Source organism: Serratia sp. CY32780 (assembly GCF_052169135.1).
Taxonomy (GTDB): domain Bacteria; phylum Pseudomonadota; class Gammaproteobacteria; order Enterobacterales; family Enterobacteriaceae; genus Serratia; species Serratia sarumanii.
The window spans coordinates 1,453,355-1,471,407 of the sequence record NZ_JBJNLI010000001.1 but is presented as its reverse complement, the minus strand read 5'-3'; the positions used below and the strand labels follow the sequence as shown (position 1 = coordinate 1,471,407).

Sequence of the window (18,053 nt, the reverse complement as noted above, 5' to 3'; positions counted from 1 at the left end):
ATGCGGCAATGGCAGAGCCTGCCTGCGGCAAAGACAGAGGAAGAACGCATGCATTTTGACTTTATCGATCTGCGGCTGTTGGCGGCGGTGCTCGAGACCGGCAGCATCACCGCCGGCGCCGAGCGCGTCGGGCTGTCGCTGGCCGCCGCCAGCGCACGCATGCGCGGGCTGGAGCAACAGGCCGGCGTGGCGCTGCTGACGCGCAATCCGCGCGGCGTCCAGGCGACGCCCGCCGGTGAACGCCTGTTGCAACACGCGCGCGTGCTGCTGCAGCAGCGCGACCGGCTGCGCGGCGACATGGCCGAGTTCGCGCCGGGCCAGCGCAGCCAGCTGCGCATCGTCGCCAATACCGTCGCCGCCGACGCTTTTCTGCCGGAACTGCTGGCGGATTTTCTGGTGCTGCACCCGTACACCGACATCGCGCTGGAGGAGCTGCCCAGCCCGGCCATCGCGCAGGCGATCGCCGAACGGGCGGCGGATATCGGCATCGTGGCGGATCATGCCGATCTGCGCGGGCTGGCAAGCTACCCCTTCCGGCAGGATCGTCTGGTGCTGGCGCTGCCGCCGGGGCATGCGCTCAGCGGCCGCCGCCAGCTCAGCTTTGCGGACGCCCTGCCTTTCGACTTTATCGGCCTGCCGGAACAGAGCGCGCTGCAACAGCATTTGGAGCAGCTGGCGATACGCAGCGGCGGCCCGATGCGGCTGCGGGCGCGCGCCGCCAATTTCGACGCCATCTGCCGCATGGTGCTGCGCGGCGCCGGTCTGGCGGTGGTGCCGGAAGAGAGCGCTCGGCGGCTGCCCGAGATCCTGCGCAACGCCCTGCCGCTGACGGACGACTGGGCGATCCGGCGTCTGTCGATCGTGGTGCGCGAACGGGCGCAGCTGCCATTGCCGGCGCAGCGGCTGGTGGCATTTCTGCGCCAGGAGGAGGACGGTATTACAGGTGCTCGTTGAACCAGGCGATCTGACGGCCGATGATGCCGGCGAAATGCGGGCCGGCGTACATGTCGTAGTGCTTCGCATTCTGCTCGACGTGCAGCGCCTTTTTCGCGCTGCCTACCGCCTCATACAACGCGATGCCCTGCTCCGGCGGGTTGACGGTATCGTTGCCCGCCACCACCACCAGCACCGGGCATGTGACGCGCGCCGCATTGTCGCGCGGCTGATAGCGCAGCGTTTCGCGCACGGTCAGGAACGGGATCTTGATGTCCATCGCCGGGTAGCTCGCCTTGTTCTCCTCGAAGAACGCTTTCGACTCGTCATCGCTCAACACCCGGGTGACGGCGACAAACATCTCTTTGCCGGTGGCCTGTTTCTTCTCCGCCATTTTGTCCAGCGTGGCGATGAACGCCTGTTTTTCATCGGCGGCCATTTTCCCCGTCACGATGGTTTCCCCGTCGGCGAAGGCCAGCTGGCTAACGATGCACTTGATGGCCGGTTCGGCCGCGGCAGCGCCGAACACGTGGCAACCGCCAAACGATGTGCCCCACAGGCCGATGCGCTCACTGTCGATCTGCGGCTGCGTTTGCACCCAACGGCTCACCGCCAGAATGTCCTCAATCTGCAGCGCCGGCACCAGCCGCCCGCGTTCACCCTCGCTAGCGCCGAAGCCGCGATAGTCAAACGTCACCGCCGCAAAACCGGCGTTGACGAAGGCCTCGGCAAAGGCCGGCAGCAACAGCTCCTGAATGCCGCAGAAGCCGTGACACAGAATAATCGCCGGAACCTTGGCCTGATTCTCAGGTAAACGAACTGTTACGGCCAGGCCGCTTTCCATTTTATGCGTGGTTAATGCCATGTTAACTTCCTGTTTTTTATAGGTAAGGTAAAAATCAGGCTAACATTAATCACCAAATGAGCGCCGCCAGTCAATAACCCAATGTAACAATTTACAATGTTAATGATTTCCCGGCTCCGCGCGCAGCCGCGCCACCTGCTCCTCCACGTCGCGCCAGGCCGGTTTGTCGCCGGCATAGCGTTGGCGCAGATAATTCACCAGCGCCGTCACCTGCCGATCGGAAAAGCTGTCCTTAAAGCCCGGCATAAAGCCCAATTCGGCGGTAGCCGGTTTGGGGATCCCTTGCAGGATCACCTTGATCAGGTTATCGGGGCGATCGCTGAAGATATTGGTGTTATTGGCCAGATCGGGACTGACGCCGAACAGCTGCGGCCCGCCGGCGGCGGCGCTGTGGCAGGCCTGGCAAGCGCCCTGAAATAACCGCTCGCCGGCCAGTTGCCCCGCCGCCGGCAAGGCGCGGGCCGCCAACTGCGCCTGCGGTTCCACATTCAGCGTCGCCTTGGTGCTCAGCGACATCACATAGTTGGCCATCGCCCGCAGATCGCTCTGCGGCAACGTCGCCAGTTCGCTGACCACCGGCCCCATCGGCCCGGCCGCCACGCCGTGCTCAGCGGAATGCCCGCTGCGGAAGTACTGAAACAGCTGTTCCTCGGTCCAGGGCTTGTCCGCATTGGCCAATTGATTCAGCGCCGGCGCTTCCCACCCGTCCACCATTCCCCCCGCCAGGAAAGCCGCGCCGCCCTTTTCCGCCCCCAGCAGATTGCGCGGCGAATGGCAGGCGGCGCAGTGGCCGAGCCCGTTGACCAGATAGGCGCCGCGGTTCCACTGCGCGCTTTGTTGCGGATCGGGTTGAAATTCCCCCTGACGCAGGAACAGCGCGTTCCAGCCGGCCATCAGCGGCCGCAGGTTAAACGGGAAGCGCATCTGATTGGCCGGATTGCTCTGGCGCACCGCCGGTTGCGACATCAGATAAGCGTACAGCGCCTGCATGTCGCCGTCGGTCATTTTGCTGAAGGCGGTGTAAGGAAATGCCGGATACAGATGGCGGCCGTCGCGGGCGATGCCCTGGCGCATCGCCCGATCGAACGCGGTAAACGACCAGTTGCCGATGCCGGTTGCCACGTCCGGGGTAATGTTGGTGCTGTAGAGCGTGCCGAACGGCGTCGCCATCGCCAGCCCGCCGGCGTTGGTCGCCCCTTCCGACGCGGTATGGCAAACCGCGCAGTCTCCGGCAGCGGCCAACTGGCGGCCGCGCTCCAGCGTGGCCGCCGACCAGGTGCCGGCGCCGGGCGTCGCCACCGGCGCGATCTCCGCCCGCCACGGCAAGGCGCTGCCGGCGATGCCCAGCACCGCGCCGAACAGCCCCGCCGCGCCGCCGAACCACCATTTGCCGCGCTTCTTTTTCTTGGGCGGGGCGGCCTGCCGCTCGGTGTCCGGCCCGTTCAGCGCCTCGCGCAGTTTGTCCGAGGTGATCGGCAGCTCGCGAAAACGAATGCCGGTAGCGTCGAATACCGCGTTGGCGATGGCCGCCGCGCTGGGCACCGACGCCGATTCCCCGGCGCCCAGCGGCGGATCGTAAGGGCGCGGCATCATCACCACGTCCACTTCCGGCACCTCCGGGAAGGTCAGGATCGGGTAAGCTCCCCATTCTTTGGCGGAGACCGTCGATTCCTCAAAGGTCACGCGCTCTTTCAATACCCGGCTGGTCGATTGCAATACGTTGCCGTGAATTTGGTGGCGCACGCCGTCCGGGTTGACCATCATGCCCGCGTCGTGGCCGACCACGATGCGCGTCACCGCCACTTCGCCGCTGGCTTTGTCGATCGCCACGTCGGCCACCCAGGCGGCCCAGGCCGCGCCAAAGCCGGGAAACTTGCTGTGGATGTAACGGGCGTAGGCAAAGCCGCGCCCGCGCAGCACGCCGTCTTCCGCCGGGGTCTGCATCGGTTCGGTATGCGGCGTCCAGCCGGCGCGTTCTGCCGTGCTGCGCATCAGCTCACTGGCGCGTTCGTCATCGATATAGCGCAGCCGATATTCCAGCGGATCGACGCCGGCGGCGTGGGCCAGCTCATCGATATAAGATTCGTGGGCGAAGGTGTTCGGCAAGGCGGAAACGCCGCGCATCCAGGAGGCGCGCACGATCGGCGCCATGTCCTCGATGCTGACGCGCAGCGCCGGATATTCGTAAGGCGGTACCGAGGTGCGGTCGCCCATTTCATAGGCCACCGGCAGCGGCTCGACCCGGCCGGTCAGCAGCAGCGCCAGCGTCGGCGCGCCGTTGGAAGGATAATAGGTGCGAAAATCGTAGGCGACCGGATGCCCGGCGGCGTCCAGCCCGCCGTCCACCTCCATCAGCTGCGCGGTACCCTTTGGTTCCCACACATGCTCTTGCTCGCGGGTCAGCTGCACCCGCACCGGCCTGCCCACCGCACGCGACAGCAGCGCCGCGTCGGCGCAGACGTCATCGGCGCAATTGCGGCCATAGCAACCGGCCGCCTCCATGCGAACGATCTCGATCTGCGCTTCCGGGTATTCCAGCAGCCAGGCCAGATCGGCGCGCAGCAGGTGCGGGTTCTGGCTGCCCGACCAGACCTGCAGGCGCTCCGGCCGGTAGTCCGCCAGCGCGCAGGAAGGGCCAATCGAGGCATGCAGCTGATACGGCCACAGGTAGCTGCGGGTGAAACGCCTGTCGGCCGCCGCCAGCGCCGCGTCCACATCGCCGGTATCGTGCACCACCCGGGTCGAGTGCGGGTTGTCGCGCAGCGCCTGCGCCACGTCGGTCATCTGCGGCAAATTGCGCCGCCAGTCTTTCCAGCTGACCTGCAGCGCCTGCGCCGCCTTGATCGCCTGCTCTTCGCGCTCGGCGACAATGCCGATGAAATCGCCGATCACCACCAGTTTGACGATGCCGGGAATATGCGCGATCGAGGTTTCGTCCACCGCCAGCAGGCTGGTGCCGACGAATTCGCCGCTGTCGTACCCGGCATAGGGCGGCCGCACCACCCGGCCGTGCAGCATGTTCGGCAGGCGCATATCGTGTACGTAGGTGGTTTCGCCGGTCGCCTTGGCCGGAATATCGACGCGCGCGGCGCTGGTGCCCACCAGGCGATACTCCGCCTGCGGTTTGAGCGGCGCGTCGCCGGAAATCGACAGCTCGACATGACCGCCGGCCACCAGCTCGGCGTAGCTCAGCGCCTGCCCCTGCGGGCTGCGGATCACGCCCTCCTCCAGCGTCAGCTGTTCCACCGGCGCATCGAAGCGCTGCGCCGCCTGGCGCAACAGCCAACGGCGCGCTTCGGCGGCGGCGTTGCGCAGCGGCACGGCGGAGATCTGCAGCGTGGCGCTGGCGATGGTGGCGCCCTGATTCGGCGCGCGCTCGGTATCGCCCAACACCATTTGCACCTGATCCATGCGCAGGTACAGCTCTTCGGCGACGATCTGGCCGAGCGCGGTGCGCACGCCGGTGCCGAGATCGACATGGCCGTTAAAGGCATAGATTTCGCCGCTGTCGCACAGGGCGATAAACAGCCCCTGCTCCCTGGGCTTCAGCACCGGCGCTTGCCCTTTGGGCACCGGCCCCGAAGGCGGTTGCACGCTGTCGACGATCAGCAGCACGCCGTCGCGCTGCAGCAATTCGGCCTGGCTCGGCGATGAGGGACGGGAATCAGTCATAAGCGTGGGCGCCCTCATCGCGGCAGAGAATGATGGCGCGCTGAACCGCACGCAGGATTTCGAGATGGGTGCCGCAGCGGCACAGGTTGCCGGACAGCGCCTGACGGATCTCCGCCTCGCTCGGGGCGGGATTGCGATCCAACAGGGCTTTGGTGGTCATGATCATGCCGTTGAGGCAGTAGCCGCATTGCGCCGCCTGCTCTTCGATAAAGGCGCGCTGCACCGGGTGCGGGCGCTGGCGATCGCCAAGGCCTTCCAGGGTCACGATCGCCCGGCCGGACACGCCGAGCGCCGGGATCACGCAGGAGCGCGCCGCCACGCCGTCGATCAACACGGTACAGGCGCCGCATTCGCCCAGGCCGCAGCCGTATTTCGGGCCGTTGAGCGCCAGATCGTTGCGCAGTACCAGCAAGAGCGGCGTATCCGCCATCACCTGCGCATGAAGCTGTTCGCCGTTCACCGACAGCATCAGCGGATGCTCCGTCAGCGTGGTTTTCGCGCCTTCCCTGGGCGACTGCACTTCAGATATCGCCATTGTTCGCGTCTCCGCCTGCACTTGATGGTCTTATGGGCTGGCCTCTCGCCACCGACCACCAGGCAACCGACGTTGCGCGGGCGAATCAGCCGGTGGGCGGATCTTCCAGCATTTTATTCAGCAGGAATATCAGCGCTATCCGTTCGGCCGGGTTGAGCGTGCCGAACGTCAGCTCTGTGATTTTCGCCGCCTGCGGCACCGTTTCCGTCAGCAGCACGGCGCCGGCGTCGGTCAGGCCGACCACCACCTTGCGCCGATCCACCGGATCCGGCGTCACCGTGATCAGATCGCGCGCCTTTAGCCGCTCGACGATGCCGCGTATGGTGGCCTGATCCACCGCCGTCACCTGCACCAGCTCGGTCAGCGAGCTCGGCCCCATATCGCGCACCGCGCACAGGGTGATGAACTGCACCGCCGTCAGCTGCGAATCGCCGACGTTTTGCTGAAAAATCGCCAGGTGGCGCTGATAAACCTTGCGCAGCAGGTGCCCGACTTGCTCGGTAAAATGATAATTTTCGGGTTGGCCGCTCACGGCTGACGGGTATTCGGGGGGCGTCATTGCGTTACTCTCACCATCTATGGAATTCACGAGAATAGTACAAACCCCCGCCGTTGGCAGCAACGATTAAGCCCGACGCGCGCGCGAGGCCTCCGGCGCCACCACTTCCCCATCCGCCACCACCGTTTGCCCGTCGAGGCGGATGTCGCAGCGGCGCAGCGCGATGTCCATATGGCAAGGCGTTTTGCGCGTGCCGCCCACTTCGGTGTTCGGCCCGGTGGAGAACAGGAAGTTGCCGTAGAACGCGCGCGCGTCCATGCACATGCCGTCGTTCTTGTCGTGCAGGCCCATCGCCGTCCACTGGGCGCGCGGCTGCAGGCCCCAGCCGATATGCGAGATGCCGTACACCTCCGGATCGTCGAAGTATTTCATGTATTCGCGCAGGTATTCCGCCTCGAAGCCGCCGTGAATGCGGGTAACGAACCCTTGTTCGATCTCCAGCGTGATGCGTTCGCGCGCGTAGCTTTTAAACGGCAGCAAGATATCGCCGACCTCCAGCACCAGCACCCCTTCCGCCTGCTCCTCATTCGGCCAGGTGAACAGGAAACCGCTCGGCCAGTGATCCCAGCGCCCCGGTTCATCGGCATAGCCGTACTCGGTCACCGTCGGGTATTGCCCGAGCGGCGCGCGGAAATCGCTGCCGGCGGCGGAGGTCACCTGCATCAGCTTCGCCTGCTCCAGCACGGCGGCGGCGGCCAGCACCCGCGCCTTGTCCTCCGCGTTAGGCAACATGCGCGCCAGCACCTCCGGCGGCTCCACCGCCAGCAGGATGCGGGTGCCGGTTTTCAGGATCTGCTCCTGCTCCGGCGAATGCAGCAGCATCATGGTATCGACGATCAGGTCGGCGGCTTCCAGCGCACGCTGCGCCGCCAGGTTGCCGGTCAGCGCGGTATCGCCGCAATAGGCGGTCATGTCGTTGCCCATCGCCCGCGGATGGTTGAACGCCGGCAGCTCGACGGCATACACCCTGGCGCCCAGCCGCAGCGCCGCGTCGGTCGCGGCGCGCACCGTGCGCGCATCGGAATAATGGCTTTTCAAAATCGCCACGCTCTGCGAAGCATCGACCTTCGACAGCGTAAGCACCTGCTCGAACAGCTGTACCAACTGGGTTTCATTGACCGCCATGGCCTGTCTCCTGTCTCGTCAAGGGTGTCCGACGCCCGCAAGGCGGCGGTGATTTTTCAAACAATTTAAAGCGAACACACTCATTTTTATCTAAGTCAAAAAATCAAAGGAAAGCAAGCTGCGAATATCCACCATAAGAAAGTCCTATTTCATCCCTTGTCAATCCTGTGATTAACATGAGTTTAACAGTAAAGCGCTGTCAATTAGCGTGAGCAAGATCTGATTTAACACTTTTGCAACTTTGCGTTATCTAGCGCATACACTATAAATCGATCGTCCAGCCATGCGTTGGACCTACGCTGAAAAAAGCCAACAGACAGGGGAAACATGATGAGCAAACAACCACGCATCGCCGTCGTCGGCGCCGGGCTGGGGGGCGCCGCCGCCGCCGGGCTGCTGCAAAAAGCCGGCTTTACCGTCGATCTGTATGAACAGAGCCCGGCGTTCTCGCGCCTCGGCGCCGGCATTCACATGGGGCCGAACGTACTGAAGATTTTCCGCCGGCTCGGTATTGAGCAGCGGCTGGAGCAGATGGCGTCTCATCCCGATTTCTGGTTCAGCCGCGACGCCGAAAGCGGCGACTACCTGTCGCGCATCGAACTGGGCGGCTTTGCCCGCCGGGAGTACGGCGCCGCCTATGTGACGGTGCACCGCGGCGATTTGCAGGCGTTGCAACTTTCCGCGCTGCAGCCCGGCACCCTGCACTTCGGCAAATGCCTGAGCAAGATTGAAGATCGCGGTGACGAGGTGGTGCTGAACTTCGTCGACGGCACCTCGGCCCATGCCGACATCGTGATCGGCGCCGACGGCATCAATTCGCGCATCCGCGAACATCTGCTGGGCGCCGAAGCGCCGACCTACAGCGGCTGGGTGGCCCACCGCGCGCTGATCCGCGGCGAGAAGCTGGCGAAATACAACCTGACGTTCGAAGACTGCGTGAAGTGGTGGTCGGCGGACCGCCATCTGATGGTCTACTACACCACCCAACGGCGCGACGAGTATTACTACGTCAGCGGCGTGCCACACCCGGCCTGGGATTTCCAGGGCAGCTTCATCGACAGCAGCCGCGAAGAGATGTTCGAGACCTTCGCCGGCTACCACCCGATCGTGCAGGCGCTGATCGAATCCAGCGAGCAGGTCACCAAATGGCCATTGCTGAACCGCAAACCGCTGCCGCTGTGGAGCGAAGGCCGCCTGGTGCTGCTCGGCGATGCCTGCCACCCGATGAAGCCGCATATGGCGCAGGGCGCGGCGATGGCGATCGAAGACGCCGCCATGCTGACCCGCTGCCTGCAGGAAACCGGCCTTGGCGACTACCGCACCGCCTTCCAGATGTATGAAGCCAACCGCAAGGAGCGCGCTTCACGGGTGCAGGCGGTGTCCAACGCCAACACCTTCCTGCGCACCCAGGAAGATCCGGCCTGGGTCTACGGCTATGACCTGTACGCGCAAGCGCTGAAATCGGAGAACGCCGCATGAGCACTTTCCTCTACGGCGCCCACGTTCACGCCAACGGCATTCGCCAACACTACCTGCGCTACGGCGGCCACGGCCCGGCGCTGATCCTGATCCCCGGCATCACCAGCCCGGCGATCACCTGGGGTTTCGTCGCCGAGCGGCTGGGGGAAAAATACGACGTCTACGTGCTCGACGTGCGCGGCCGCGGTTTGTCGTCCAGCGGCCCGGAACTGGCTTATGACGCGGAGACCTGCGCGCAGGACGTCAACGCCTTCGCCGCCGCGCTGAGCCTGGACAGTTACGCCCTGCTCGGCCATTCGATGGGCGCCCGCTTCGCCCTGCGCGCCGCCGTTTTGCAGCCTGCCGGCGTGCGGCGGCTGGTGCTGGTCGATCCGCCGGTTTCCGGCCCCGGCCGCCGCGCCTATCCCGGCCAATGGCCGTGGTACGCCGACTCGATCCGGCAGTCGCTGCCGGGCATGAGCGCCGAGCAAATGCGCGCCTTCTGCCCGACCTGGAGCGAAGAGCAGCGCCGGCTGCGCGCCGAGTGGCTGCACACCTGCTACGAGCCGGCGATCCAACGCGCCTACGACGATTTTCATCAGGTGGACAGCCACCGCGACTACCCGCTGCTGACCATGCCGACGCTGCTGATGGCCGCAGGCAAAGGCGGCGTCATTCACCCCGAAGACCGGGCGGAGATCCGCGCGCTGCAGCCGGAGATCGCCATCGTCGAGGTCGAGAACGCCGGGCACATGATCCCGTGGGACGACTTCGACGGCTTCTTCCGCGCCCTGGGCGATTTTCTGGATTAACTGAGGAACACCGACATGAGCAACCACTACCGCATCGGCCAGATCGTGCCCAGCTCCAACACCACGATGGAAACCGAGATCCCGGCGATGCTGGGCGCGCGCCAGCTGATACGCCCGGAGCGCTTCACCTTTCACTCCAGCCGCATGCGCATGAAACACGTCAATAAAGAAGAGCTGGCGGCGATGGACGCCGAGTCCGATCGCTGCGCGCTGGAGCTGTCCGACGCGCGGGTCGACGTGCTCGGCTACGCCTGCCTGGTGGCCATCATGGCGATGGGGCTGGGCTACCACCGCGAATCGCAGGCCCGGCTGGCGCAGGTGACGAAAGACAATCAGGCCGCCGCGCCGGTTATCAGCAGCGCCGGCGCGCTGGTCAACGGCCTGAAGGTGATCGGCGCCAAACGCATCGCGCTGGTGGCGCCCTACATGAAACCGCTGACCCAGCTGGTGGTGGACTACATCCAGCACGAAGGCATTGAGGTCAAGGTGTGGCGCGCGCTGGAGATCCCGGACAACCTCGAAGTCGGCCGGCACGATCCGGCCAGGCTGCCGGGGATCGTCGCCGAGATGGATTTACGCGAGGTCGATGCTATCGTGCTGTCCGCCTGCGTGCAGATGCCTTCGCTGCCGGCGGTTCCGACGGTGGAGGCCCAAACCGGCAAGCCGGTGATCACCGCCGCCATCGCCACCACTTACGCGATGCTGACCGCGCTGGAGCTGGAACCGATCGTCCCCGGCGCCGGCGCCCTGCTGTCCGGCGCCTATTGAGGAGGCAGAATGAACGACACCCTCAGCGACAACTACCGCGGCGTCTGGGGCCAGCGCATCGGCTTCGGCCGGCGCCCGGCGCTGCTGGCGATCGACTTTATGCAGGCCTACACCACCGAAGGCGCGCCGCTGTTCGCGCCGGGCGTGGTGAGCGCGGTCGAGGAGAGCCGCGAGCTGCTGGCCTGCGCGCGCCGCACGGGAATTCCTGTGATCCACACCCATATCCGTTATCATTCAGGCCATTTTGCCGATGGCGGTCTGTGGGTCAAAAAAGCGCCGGTGATGAAGGACATGGTGGCGGGCAACCCGCTGGCGGCGTTCTGCCCGCCGGTGGCGCCGCTGGCCGATGAGGTAGTGCTGAGCAAGCAATACGCCAGCGCCTTCTTCGGCACCGCGCTGGCGCCGCTGCTGGTGGCGCAAGGGATCGACACGCTGCTGATGATCGGCTGCTCCACCAGCGGCTGCATCCGCGCCAGCGCGGTGGACGCGGTGCAGCACGGCTTTCGCGCCATGGTGGTGCGCGAGTGCGTCGGCGATCGTCACCCCGGCCCGCACGAAGCCAACCTGTTCGATATCGACAGCAAATACGGCGACGTGGTGCACAAACGGGAGGCGCTCGACTACCTGAACCGGTTATGAGTCAAGGATTCACCTGCAACGACAATAACGAAGGCGCAGACAGCGCCTCACGCGACCGCCCGAAACAGGGCGGCGCCCATGCAACGCAAACACAACAGGCGCCTCCTGCGGAGGCCAACACGCACCACCTGGAGACAACATCATGGCCATTGTCGACACCCCGCTGGCGGGGAAAGCGGACGCAGAATCGCTGCTGCTGTACCGCAAAATCACCTGGAAACTGATCCCGTTTCTTTGCCTGTGTTACCTGGCGGCCTACCTCGATCGCATCAACGTCGGGCTGGCCAAGCTGCAGATGGCCGACGCGCTGCAGCTGAGCGAAGCGGCCTTCGGCCTGGGCGCCGGGCTGTTCTTCGTCGGCTATATTCTGTTCGAGGTGCCGAGCAACCTGATCCTGCAGCGCGTCGGCGCCAAGATGTGGATCGCCCGCATCATGATCACCTGGGGGCTGCTATCTACCGCCACCATGTTCGTCACCACGCCGACCCAGTTCTACGTCATTCGCTTTCTGCTCGGCGTGGCGGAGGCCGGTTTCCTGCCCGGCGTGCTCTTTTACCTGACGCTGTGGTTCCCGACCTATCGCCGCGGCCGCATCATCGCGCTGTTCATGATCGGCCTGCCGCTGTCCAGCGTGATCGGCGGGCCGCTGTCCGGCTGGATCATGGGCCATTTCGACATGCGCCACGGGCTGCACGGCTGGCAGTGGCTGTTTTTGCTGGAGGGCATTCCCAGCGTGCTGTTGGGGGTGCTGACCTTCTGGCTGTTGCCTAACACTTATCAGCAGGCCAAGTGGCTGACGCCCGAGGAGAAACAGCGCATCGCCGACGATTTGGCGCGTGACGACGCCGAAGCCGATCACGGCAAACACAGCTTCCGCGACGGCTTCTTCAACCTGAAAGTGTGGATGCTTGGCGGCATCGACTTCGCCATTCTGCTCAGCGCCTACGCCATGGGTTTTTGGATGCCGACCTTCATCAAAACCGCCGGCGTCACCGACATCACCACCATCGGCTACCTGACGGCGATCCCCAGCGTCGCCGCCCTGCTCGGCATGCTGCTGATCGGCAGCAGTTCCGACCGACTGCGCGAACGGCGCTGGCATATCATCGTGCCGTTTATCGTCGGCGCGCTGGCAATGGCCGGCAGCACCTTCTTCACCCACAATGCGCTGGCCACGGTGCTGCTGTTCTCCATCGCCCAGGCGGCGATCATCGGCGCGGTGCCGGTATTCTTCAGCCTGCCGGCCACCTTCCTGCGCGGCACGGCGGCGGCGACCGGCTTCGCGCTGGCCTGTTCGCTGGCCAACATCGCCGGGCTGGTGAGCAATTCGCTGATGGGGCTGGCGCTGGATCTGACCGGCAAGAGCGGCGGCGCGCTCTGGGCCTTCGCCGGCTGCCTGCTGCTCAGCTCGCTGCTGGTGGTGGCCCTGCCGGCCAAGGTGGTGAACCGCTGAATGTCGGCCAAGCCGAAAAAGACCAAGGGCGCATAACGCGCCCTTTTGTTTGCTTACCGGGAGTGGCCGAACTTACTCGTCCTTCAGCCCGCGGTTGATCAGCATCGGCTCGATGCTCGGCTCTTTGCCGCGCCAGTCGATGTACAGCTTCTCCAGATCCTGACTGTTGCCGCGCGACAGGATCATGTCGCGGAAGCGCTGGCCGTTTTCGGCGGTCAGGCCACCGTGTTCGGTGAACCACTGGAAGGCGTCGTCCGCCAGCATTTCCGTCCACAGATAGGCGTAGTAGCCCGCGGCGTAGCCGTTACCCCAGATGTGCTGGAAATAGCTGGAACGGTAGCGCGGCGGCACGTAGCTGAGATCGACCTTGTCTTTTTGCAGCGACTCGGCCTCGAACTTGTCCACGTCCTGCTGCGGCTGGTCGGCCGTCAGCATGTGCCAGTGCATGTCCAGCAGTGCGGCGGACAGCAGCTCGGTCATGCTGTAGCCCTTGTTGAACTTGTCGGCTTTCTTGATCTTGTCGACCAGTTCCTGCGGCATCGCCTCGCCGGTTTGGTAGTGCTTGGCGAAGTGGCTGAACACTTTCGGATCGCTGACCCAGTGCTCGTTGAACTGCGACGGGAACTCGACGAAGTCGCGCGCGGTGTTGGTGCCCGACAGGCTCGGGTATTCCTGATCGGCGAACATGCCGTGCAGCGCATGGCCGAACTCGTGGAACATGGTGATTACGTCGTCATACGACAGCAGCGCCGGCTGGCCCGGCGCCGGTTTGGTGAAGTTGGCGACGTTGTAAATCACCGGCTTGGTGCCGTTGAGCTTCGACTGATCGACGAAGTTGCTCATCCAGGCGCCGCCGCCCTTGTTGTCGCGCTTGAAGTAGTCGGTGTAGAACAGCGCCAGCGACTTGCCGTCCTTGTCGAACACTTCGTACACCTTGACGTCCGGCTGGTAGACCGGGATGTCCTTGCGCTCCTTGAAGCTGATGCCGTACAGCAGGTTGGCGGCGTAGAACACGCCGTTGTTCAGCACGTTGTTCAGCTCGAAGTAAGGCTTGATCTGCGACTCGTCCAGATCGTACTTGGCCTTGCGCACCTGTTCGGCATAGAACTGCCAGTCCCAGGCCTGCACCTTGAAGTCGCCTTTCTGCTGGTCGATCACCGCCTGAATGTCTTTGGCTTCACGCTCGGCGCGCGCGGTGGCCGCCGGCACGATGTTGCGCATAAAGCTCAGCGCGGCATCCGGCGTCTTGGCCATCTGGTTTTGCAGTTTCCAGGCGGCGTAGTTCGGGTAGCCCAGCAGCTTGGCCTGCTCGGCGCGCACCTTGGCCAGACGGGAAATGGTCTGGCGGGTATCGTTGCCGTCGCCCTTCTCCGCACGAGTCCAGGAGGCGTCGAACAGCGCCTGGCGGGTGTCGCGATCTTTCAGGCTCTGCAGCAACGGCTGTTGCGTGGTGTTTTGCAGCACCAGCAGCCACTGTTTCTCCAGCTTGCGTTCGGCGGCCGCCTGGGCCGCCGCAGCCAGCTCGCCTTCCGACAGGCCGTCCAGCTTCGCCTGGTCGGTTATCGCCAGCGCACCGTTTTTGCTCGCCGCCAGCAGCTTGTTGGTGAACTGGGTGCTCAGCGTCGCCGCTTCCTGGTTCAGCGCCTTCAGCTTGGCCTTATCGGCGTCCGACAGGTTGGCGCCCGCCAGCTCGAAGTTCTTATAGGTCACTTCCACCAGCCGGCGCGACTCCGGATCCAGCTTCAGCGCATCGCGATCCTGATAGATGGCCTTGATGCGCGCGAACAGCTTGCCGTTGAGCATGATGTCGTCGTTCAGCGCCGCCAGCTTCGGCGAGGTTTCTTCATCCAGCTTTTGCAGCGCGTCGCTGGTGTTGGCCGAGGTCATGGCGCCGAACACGTTCATCACCCGCGTCAGCAACGAACCAGCCTGCTCCAGCGCCACGAAGGTATTTTTGAAGTTGGGCTTGGCCGGGTTGTTGGCGATCTTCTCCACCTCTTCCCGCTTTTGCTTGATGCCCGCTGCGATCGCCGGCGCGTAGTCGCTCTCCTTGATCAGGTTGAACGGCGGCGCCTGGAACGGCAGACGGCTTTGATAGAAGAACGGATTTTGAGTCTTTTGCTTGTCGTGCTGATTGGCTTCACCGGTCACGTTAGCCTCCTTCGCCTGGCCGCTGGGCAGTGCGCTATGGTCGGCGTGAGGTTGGGTTTCTGCTGCCTGTGCCTGCGAGCCCAGCGCCATGCCGATCGCCAGCACCAATGTGGATAAACGCATCAAATCGAAACTCCTCCATGTTCACGGAATAAGGTCTCGGGGTATCGCTCCCTCTGAGTCACCTCCTAGCTTAGGTGCAGTTGGCAGTTTGAGCAAAAACAAGTGATTAGAAGTTAGCCGCCTCGCCGGCCGCTGCCAGAAGCTCCGGTGACATCTTTATTTTTTATCATCAACATATAGTCACATAATGTAATTAGTTTATAGGAAATTAATTCAATGCCATTGATAAATAAAGAAGAATCATAAAATACCCTGTTGACTTATCAGGTTACTCAATGTAACTTGATGTAAATTTTGATTAATGGAGCTAATCAAATTGCAGCTTATAACGGAAATAGTTCTTATTGTCATTTTCATCCTCATTATCAGTGCAACTTATAAAAACGCGAAGAAAAAAGGCTTGCGCACGTACCATATCGTCATGCTGTTCTTGATATTCCCCCTTGCCGTATTTTTAGACTACTGCCTGCAGCGCCAAGCGATCCTTTTGGATACGGCCGCCCTTAAAATCACGGCAATGTATGGTTTGTCGATGGCAGTTATTTTTTCGCTTGTGTTATCTATTACCTCTCGCAAGAAGGAGCTTAAATGAGAGCCTTAACGGAAGTTGAGTTGTCATGTATTAACGGTTCTGACGGCAATGATTCTTATAATCCGACTTCACTTATTGTCGGCAGCCTGAGCACAATAGCGAAATTGCCCACCCCCGTATCATTAGCCGTGGGCGTGGGCACGGAAATCGCTATTCAGGCCGCACCGCACATGCCGGTTAACGTTGCTATTCCACAGGTTCCCATGGGCCCAACATGGAATGGCAGTGGCGGTGGTCGCCCTTCACCGTCGTCGTCACTTTCAACACCGGATTCTTCAAATTAAAAAAACGTGGGCCTTATTATCCCTTGAAAAATAAGGCCGATACTTAACTTGCCCTGCGCCCATAAAAATAACGATTAAAAAAATGAAAAACCTCGCCATGCTTCACGAAAGCTTGATTCCTTTTGTCGCAAAAAAGACAGGTTCTCAATTACTCTGGCACAACGAATTAAGCCCTGCCGAGCAGGACGAACTGAAAAATGAGGCCAGCTATCTCATCGAAGAAAATAATCGTCATGCTATTTTTGATGACGGCACGCCGCTCTTAAACGATGAAAAAGTCTTTTTCGCCGAACGTTATGGCGGCGGGGCTATTTCGCGCAACGGCGGTGGCGCACGCTGTGGCTTTGATGGGCTATGGCAGGTTAAAGGCATCGGAGCCAATGCGTTAGTGGGTCAAGGGGCAAAGCATGTCGATGGCGAGTTGACAATGACCGGCGCAGTATTGGAGGCATTGTGGGGAAACGTCATGGCCAAACTGCTGCCTTATGGCGCCGTGCCCAATAAGGCGATCTTGCTGACCGACAACCCCATCGCCACCCTCTCTCCTGCATCGGCGGGAGATGTCCATAACCGCAAGGCGTTGCTGGTGCGCGAACCCGTCGTGCGCCCTGCACATTTTTGCCGCGCGCCCTACTATCATCCTCATGATGCGATGCAAAGGCAGCCTTCGGATATTGAGCGGACCGAAAAACTCATTGTCGCCGCACCGTCCTTTCTGCCTCGTCCCTCTGAGTTTGACGCTGTGCGCTGGTTGGCATTGCCGCAGGAAGAACGAGCATTCTACGGGCTCTGCGAGCTTGCCCGGCGCCTTGCGACGCAGATAGCTTACTGCCGTACCCGCCATTTGGTGATGATGACCTCACCCTCCAATTGCGATATGGCCGGCAGGCTGCTGGACTTTCATGGTGTTCGCAGCGTTTTTCCCGCAGAACGTCGAGATCCCGGCCGCAGCTACATTCAGCACAACAAACTCAACGAAGACGCCCCTTTGTTGCTGAGAGGCATGCAAGATCTCGCTTTTTATTTAGCCAAGCATCAATTTGGCCCGGCATTTCTCGCGGCAGCGCACCAAGGCATCGGCGCGGCCTTTAGTATGGCCTACAAGCGAGCCTGCCTGCTGGATAATCTCGGTATGGCGGGTTTTGCCCCTGCATTTTTACAACGCCTGCCTCTCACCGCCGAATGGTTCGCCTTAGGCGAACGCTTGCAAAAAATGTTCGATTTGGCTCCCGGCGTCTTTAGCCGTCGACAAGGTCTGGGCCAGGGGAATGCTCATCCGGCGATTGCCCTGTTGCATCGGCTCATCGACTCGCCCGTAAGGGTTTCCGCCGAACAACAGGGTACGACAGCGGAGGAGAAATTTTCTCTGGCATTCCAGCGGTTATACGCGAAGTACCTTCAGGAAACATCAGCGGATCAAACCGCCGCCGGATTACAACAGGCGATGAAGCAGACCGTCACCCGAAGGTTGGGCTCCCGCGCGTTCATGCGCCGTGAAGTGATTTTTCAAGAAATTGCCGGCTGGCGCGGTGAAGTCAGCGAGATCAGCGAACAGTTGCAAACCTATCTGGATCGTTTCGAGCGCCAGGCGATCAACGTATTACAATAATAACGCTGAGGATATTTCGTGAGTTTTATCAAAGAAAACCAGCAGGGTAAAAGTAAGTTCAGTCAATACGAGAGCCTGGGCTTCGCCGTTAACTGTATGCTGATGAATAAAAATTACAGTTTGTACCATATAAAAACGTTGCAGCTATGGACTCAGGAAGCGATTAATCAAAACCAATTCAAAATATTATTCGACCATTTGGACAATCCGTTAGGATATATAACCTGGGCCTACCTGAGAGATGAGACGCTGGGTCGATTTATTAACGATCCGCAGTTTCTTCTCCATACCTCAGAATGGGATGAGGGCGGCACGCTGTGTATTTTAGATTTTTGCTGCAAACCAGGCAGCGCGCATTTATGTTTGGAACACCTTAAAACAGTTCACCCAATCGCAGAACGTCGCACGGTTGTATGGCGTTCCCGCCGAACGGGCAAACTGATGACGTTAAAAAAATAAAGAAAAATAAACATCA

The 18,053-nt window shown here is 62.0% G+C and carries 16 protein-coding genes; 10 read left to right on the top strand and 6 right to left on the bottom strand.

Annotated elements, in window-relative coordinates:
- Positions 1–48: 48 nt before the first annotated feature.
- Positions 49–954 (top strand): LysR family transcriptional regulator, encoded by a 906-nt coding sequence (locus tag ACJ8HH_RS07215; RefSeq protein WP_039566275.1) that lies wholly within the window; start codon positions 49–51, stop codon positions 952–954.
- On the opposite strand, the gene uilS is transcribed toward ACJ8HH_RS07215, so the two are convergent.
- The 5 genes from uilS to ACJ8HH_RS07190 form a co-directional block, all read right to left on the bottom strand.
- Complete coding sequence (gene uilS / locus ACJ8HH_RS07210; protein ID WP_197766197.1) at positions 938–1,798, bottom strand: UilS family quorum-quenching N-acyl-homoserine lactonase; 861 nt, start codon at positions 1,796–1,798, stop codon at positions 938–940. The genes ACJ8HH_RS07215 and uilS overlap by 17 nt on opposite strands.
- A gap of 99 nt (positions 1,799–1,897) precedes the next feature.
- Complete coding sequence (locus tag ACJ8HH_RS07205) at positions 1,898–5,470, bottom strand: molybdopterin cofactor-binding domain-containing protein (RefSeq protein WP_033648246.1); 3,573 nt, start codon at positions 5,468–5,470, stop codon at positions 1,898–1,900.
- Positions 5,463–6,005, bottom strand: a complete 543-nt coding sequence (locus ACJ8HH_RS07200) for a (2Fe-2S)-binding protein (protein ID WP_033648245.1) — start codon at positions 6,003–6,005, stop codon at positions 5,463–5,465. Before ACJ8HH_RS07200 ends, ACJ8HH_RS07205 begins: the two co-directional genes overlap by 8 nt.
- An 85-nt stretch (positions 6,006–6,090) precedes the next feature.
- Complete coding sequence (locus ACJ8HH_RS07195; protein ID WP_033634451.1) at positions 6,091–6,564, bottom strand: MarR family winged helix-turn-helix transcriptional regulator; 474 nt, start codon at positions 6,562–6,564, stop codon at positions 6,091–6,093.
- A 66-nt stretch (positions 6,565–6,630) separates the two neighbouring features.
- Positions 6,631–7,689, bottom strand: a complete 1,059-nt coding sequence (locus ACJ8HH_RS07190; protein ID WP_033648244.1) for a 2,5-dihydroxypyridine 5,6-dioxygenase — start codon at positions 7,687–7,689, stop codon at positions 6,631–6,633.
- Positions 7,690–8,016: 327 nt separating this feature from the next.
- On the opposite strand from ACJ8HH_RS07190, the gene ACJ8HH_RS07185 reads away from it, so the two are divergent.
- The 5 genes from ACJ8HH_RS07185 to ACJ8HH_RS07165 all read left to right on the top strand — a co-directional run bounded on the left by ACJ8HH_RS07185 (position 8,017) and on the right by ACJ8HH_RS07165 (position 12,819).
- The gene (locus ACJ8HH_RS07185; protein ID WP_033648243.1) at positions 8,017–9,168 is read left to right on the top strand and encodes an FAD-dependent monooxygenase; all 1,152 of its coding nucleotides are present in this window, start codon (positions 8,017–8,019) and stop codon (positions 9,166–9,168) included.
- Positions 9,165–9,959 carry an alpha/beta hydrolase gene (locus ACJ8HH_RS07180; protein ID WP_033648242.1) on the top strand — a complete coding sequence of 265 codons (795 nt, stop codon included), beginning with the start codon at positions 9,165–9,167 and terminating at the stop codon, positions 9,957–9,959. Before ACJ8HH_RS07185 ends, ACJ8HH_RS07180 begins: the two co-directional genes overlap by 4 nt.
- A 15-nt stretch (positions 9,960–9,974) precedes the next feature.
- Positions 9,975–10,727 carry a maleate cis-trans isomerase family protein gene (locus tag ACJ8HH_RS07175; protein ID WP_015377793.1) on the top strand — a complete coding sequence of 251 codons (753 nt, stop codon included), beginning with the start codon at positions 9,975–9,977 and terminating at the stop codon, positions 10,725–10,727.
- A 9-nt stretch (positions 10,728–10,736) separates the two neighbouring features.
- A complete protein-coding gene (locus ACJ8HH_RS07170) occupies positions 10,737–11,366 on the top strand; it encodes an N-carbamoylsarcosine amidohydrolase (protein WP_033648241.1) in 630 nt (209 codons plus the stop codon).
- 142 nt (positions 11,367–11,508) lie between these two features.
- Entirely contained in the window at positions 11,509–12,819 is a 1,311-nt protein-coding gene (locus ACJ8HH_RS07165; RefSeq protein ID WP_004938595.1) for an MFS transporter, read from the top strand.
- Between the two features lie 72 nt (positions 12,820–12,891).
- Here the strand turns inward: ACJ8HH_RS07165 and dcp are convergent, their stop codons facing one another.
- Positions 12,892–15,093: a peptidyl-dipeptidase Dcp gene (dcp, locus tag ACJ8HH_RS07160; RefSeq protein ID WP_033634447.1), complete on the bottom strand. Its 2,202-nt coding sequence runs from the start codon at positions 15,091–15,093 to the stop codon at positions 12,892–12,894.
- Positions 15,094–15,409: 316 nt separating this feature from the next.
- On the opposite strand from dcp, the gene ACJ8HH_RS07155 reads away from it, so the two are divergent.
- The 4 genes from ACJ8HH_RS07155 (at position 15,410) to ACJ8HH_RS07140 (ending at position 18,037) form a co-directional block, all read left to right on the top strand.
- A complete protein-coding gene (locus tag ACJ8HH_RS07155) occupies positions 15,410–15,685 on the top strand; it encodes a hypothetical protein (RefSeq protein WP_060420559.1) in 276 nt (91 codons plus the stop codon).
- Entirely contained in the window at positions 15,682–15,969 is a 288-nt protein-coding gene (locus ACJ8HH_RS07150; protein ID WP_125460888.1) for an E492 group microcin, read from the top strand. Before ACJ8HH_RS07155 ends, ACJ8HH_RS07150 begins: the two co-directional genes overlap by 4 nt.
- An 82-nt stretch (positions 15,970–16,051) precedes the next feature.
- The gene (locus ACJ8HH_RS07145) at positions 16,052–17,578 is read left to right on the top strand and encodes an MchC protein (RefSeq protein WP_139291254.1); all 1,527 of its coding nucleotides are present in this window, start codon (positions 16,052–16,054) and stop codon (positions 17,576–17,578) included.
- A gap of 18 nt (positions 17,579–17,596) precedes the next feature.
- Positions 17,597–18,037 (top strand): toxin-activating lysine-acyltransferase, encoded by a 441-nt coding sequence (locus ACJ8HH_RS07140; protein WP_033648240.1) that lies wholly within the window; start codon positions 17,597–17,599, stop codon positions 18,035–18,037.
- The last annotated feature ends 16 nt before the right edge of the window (positions 18,038–18,053 follow it).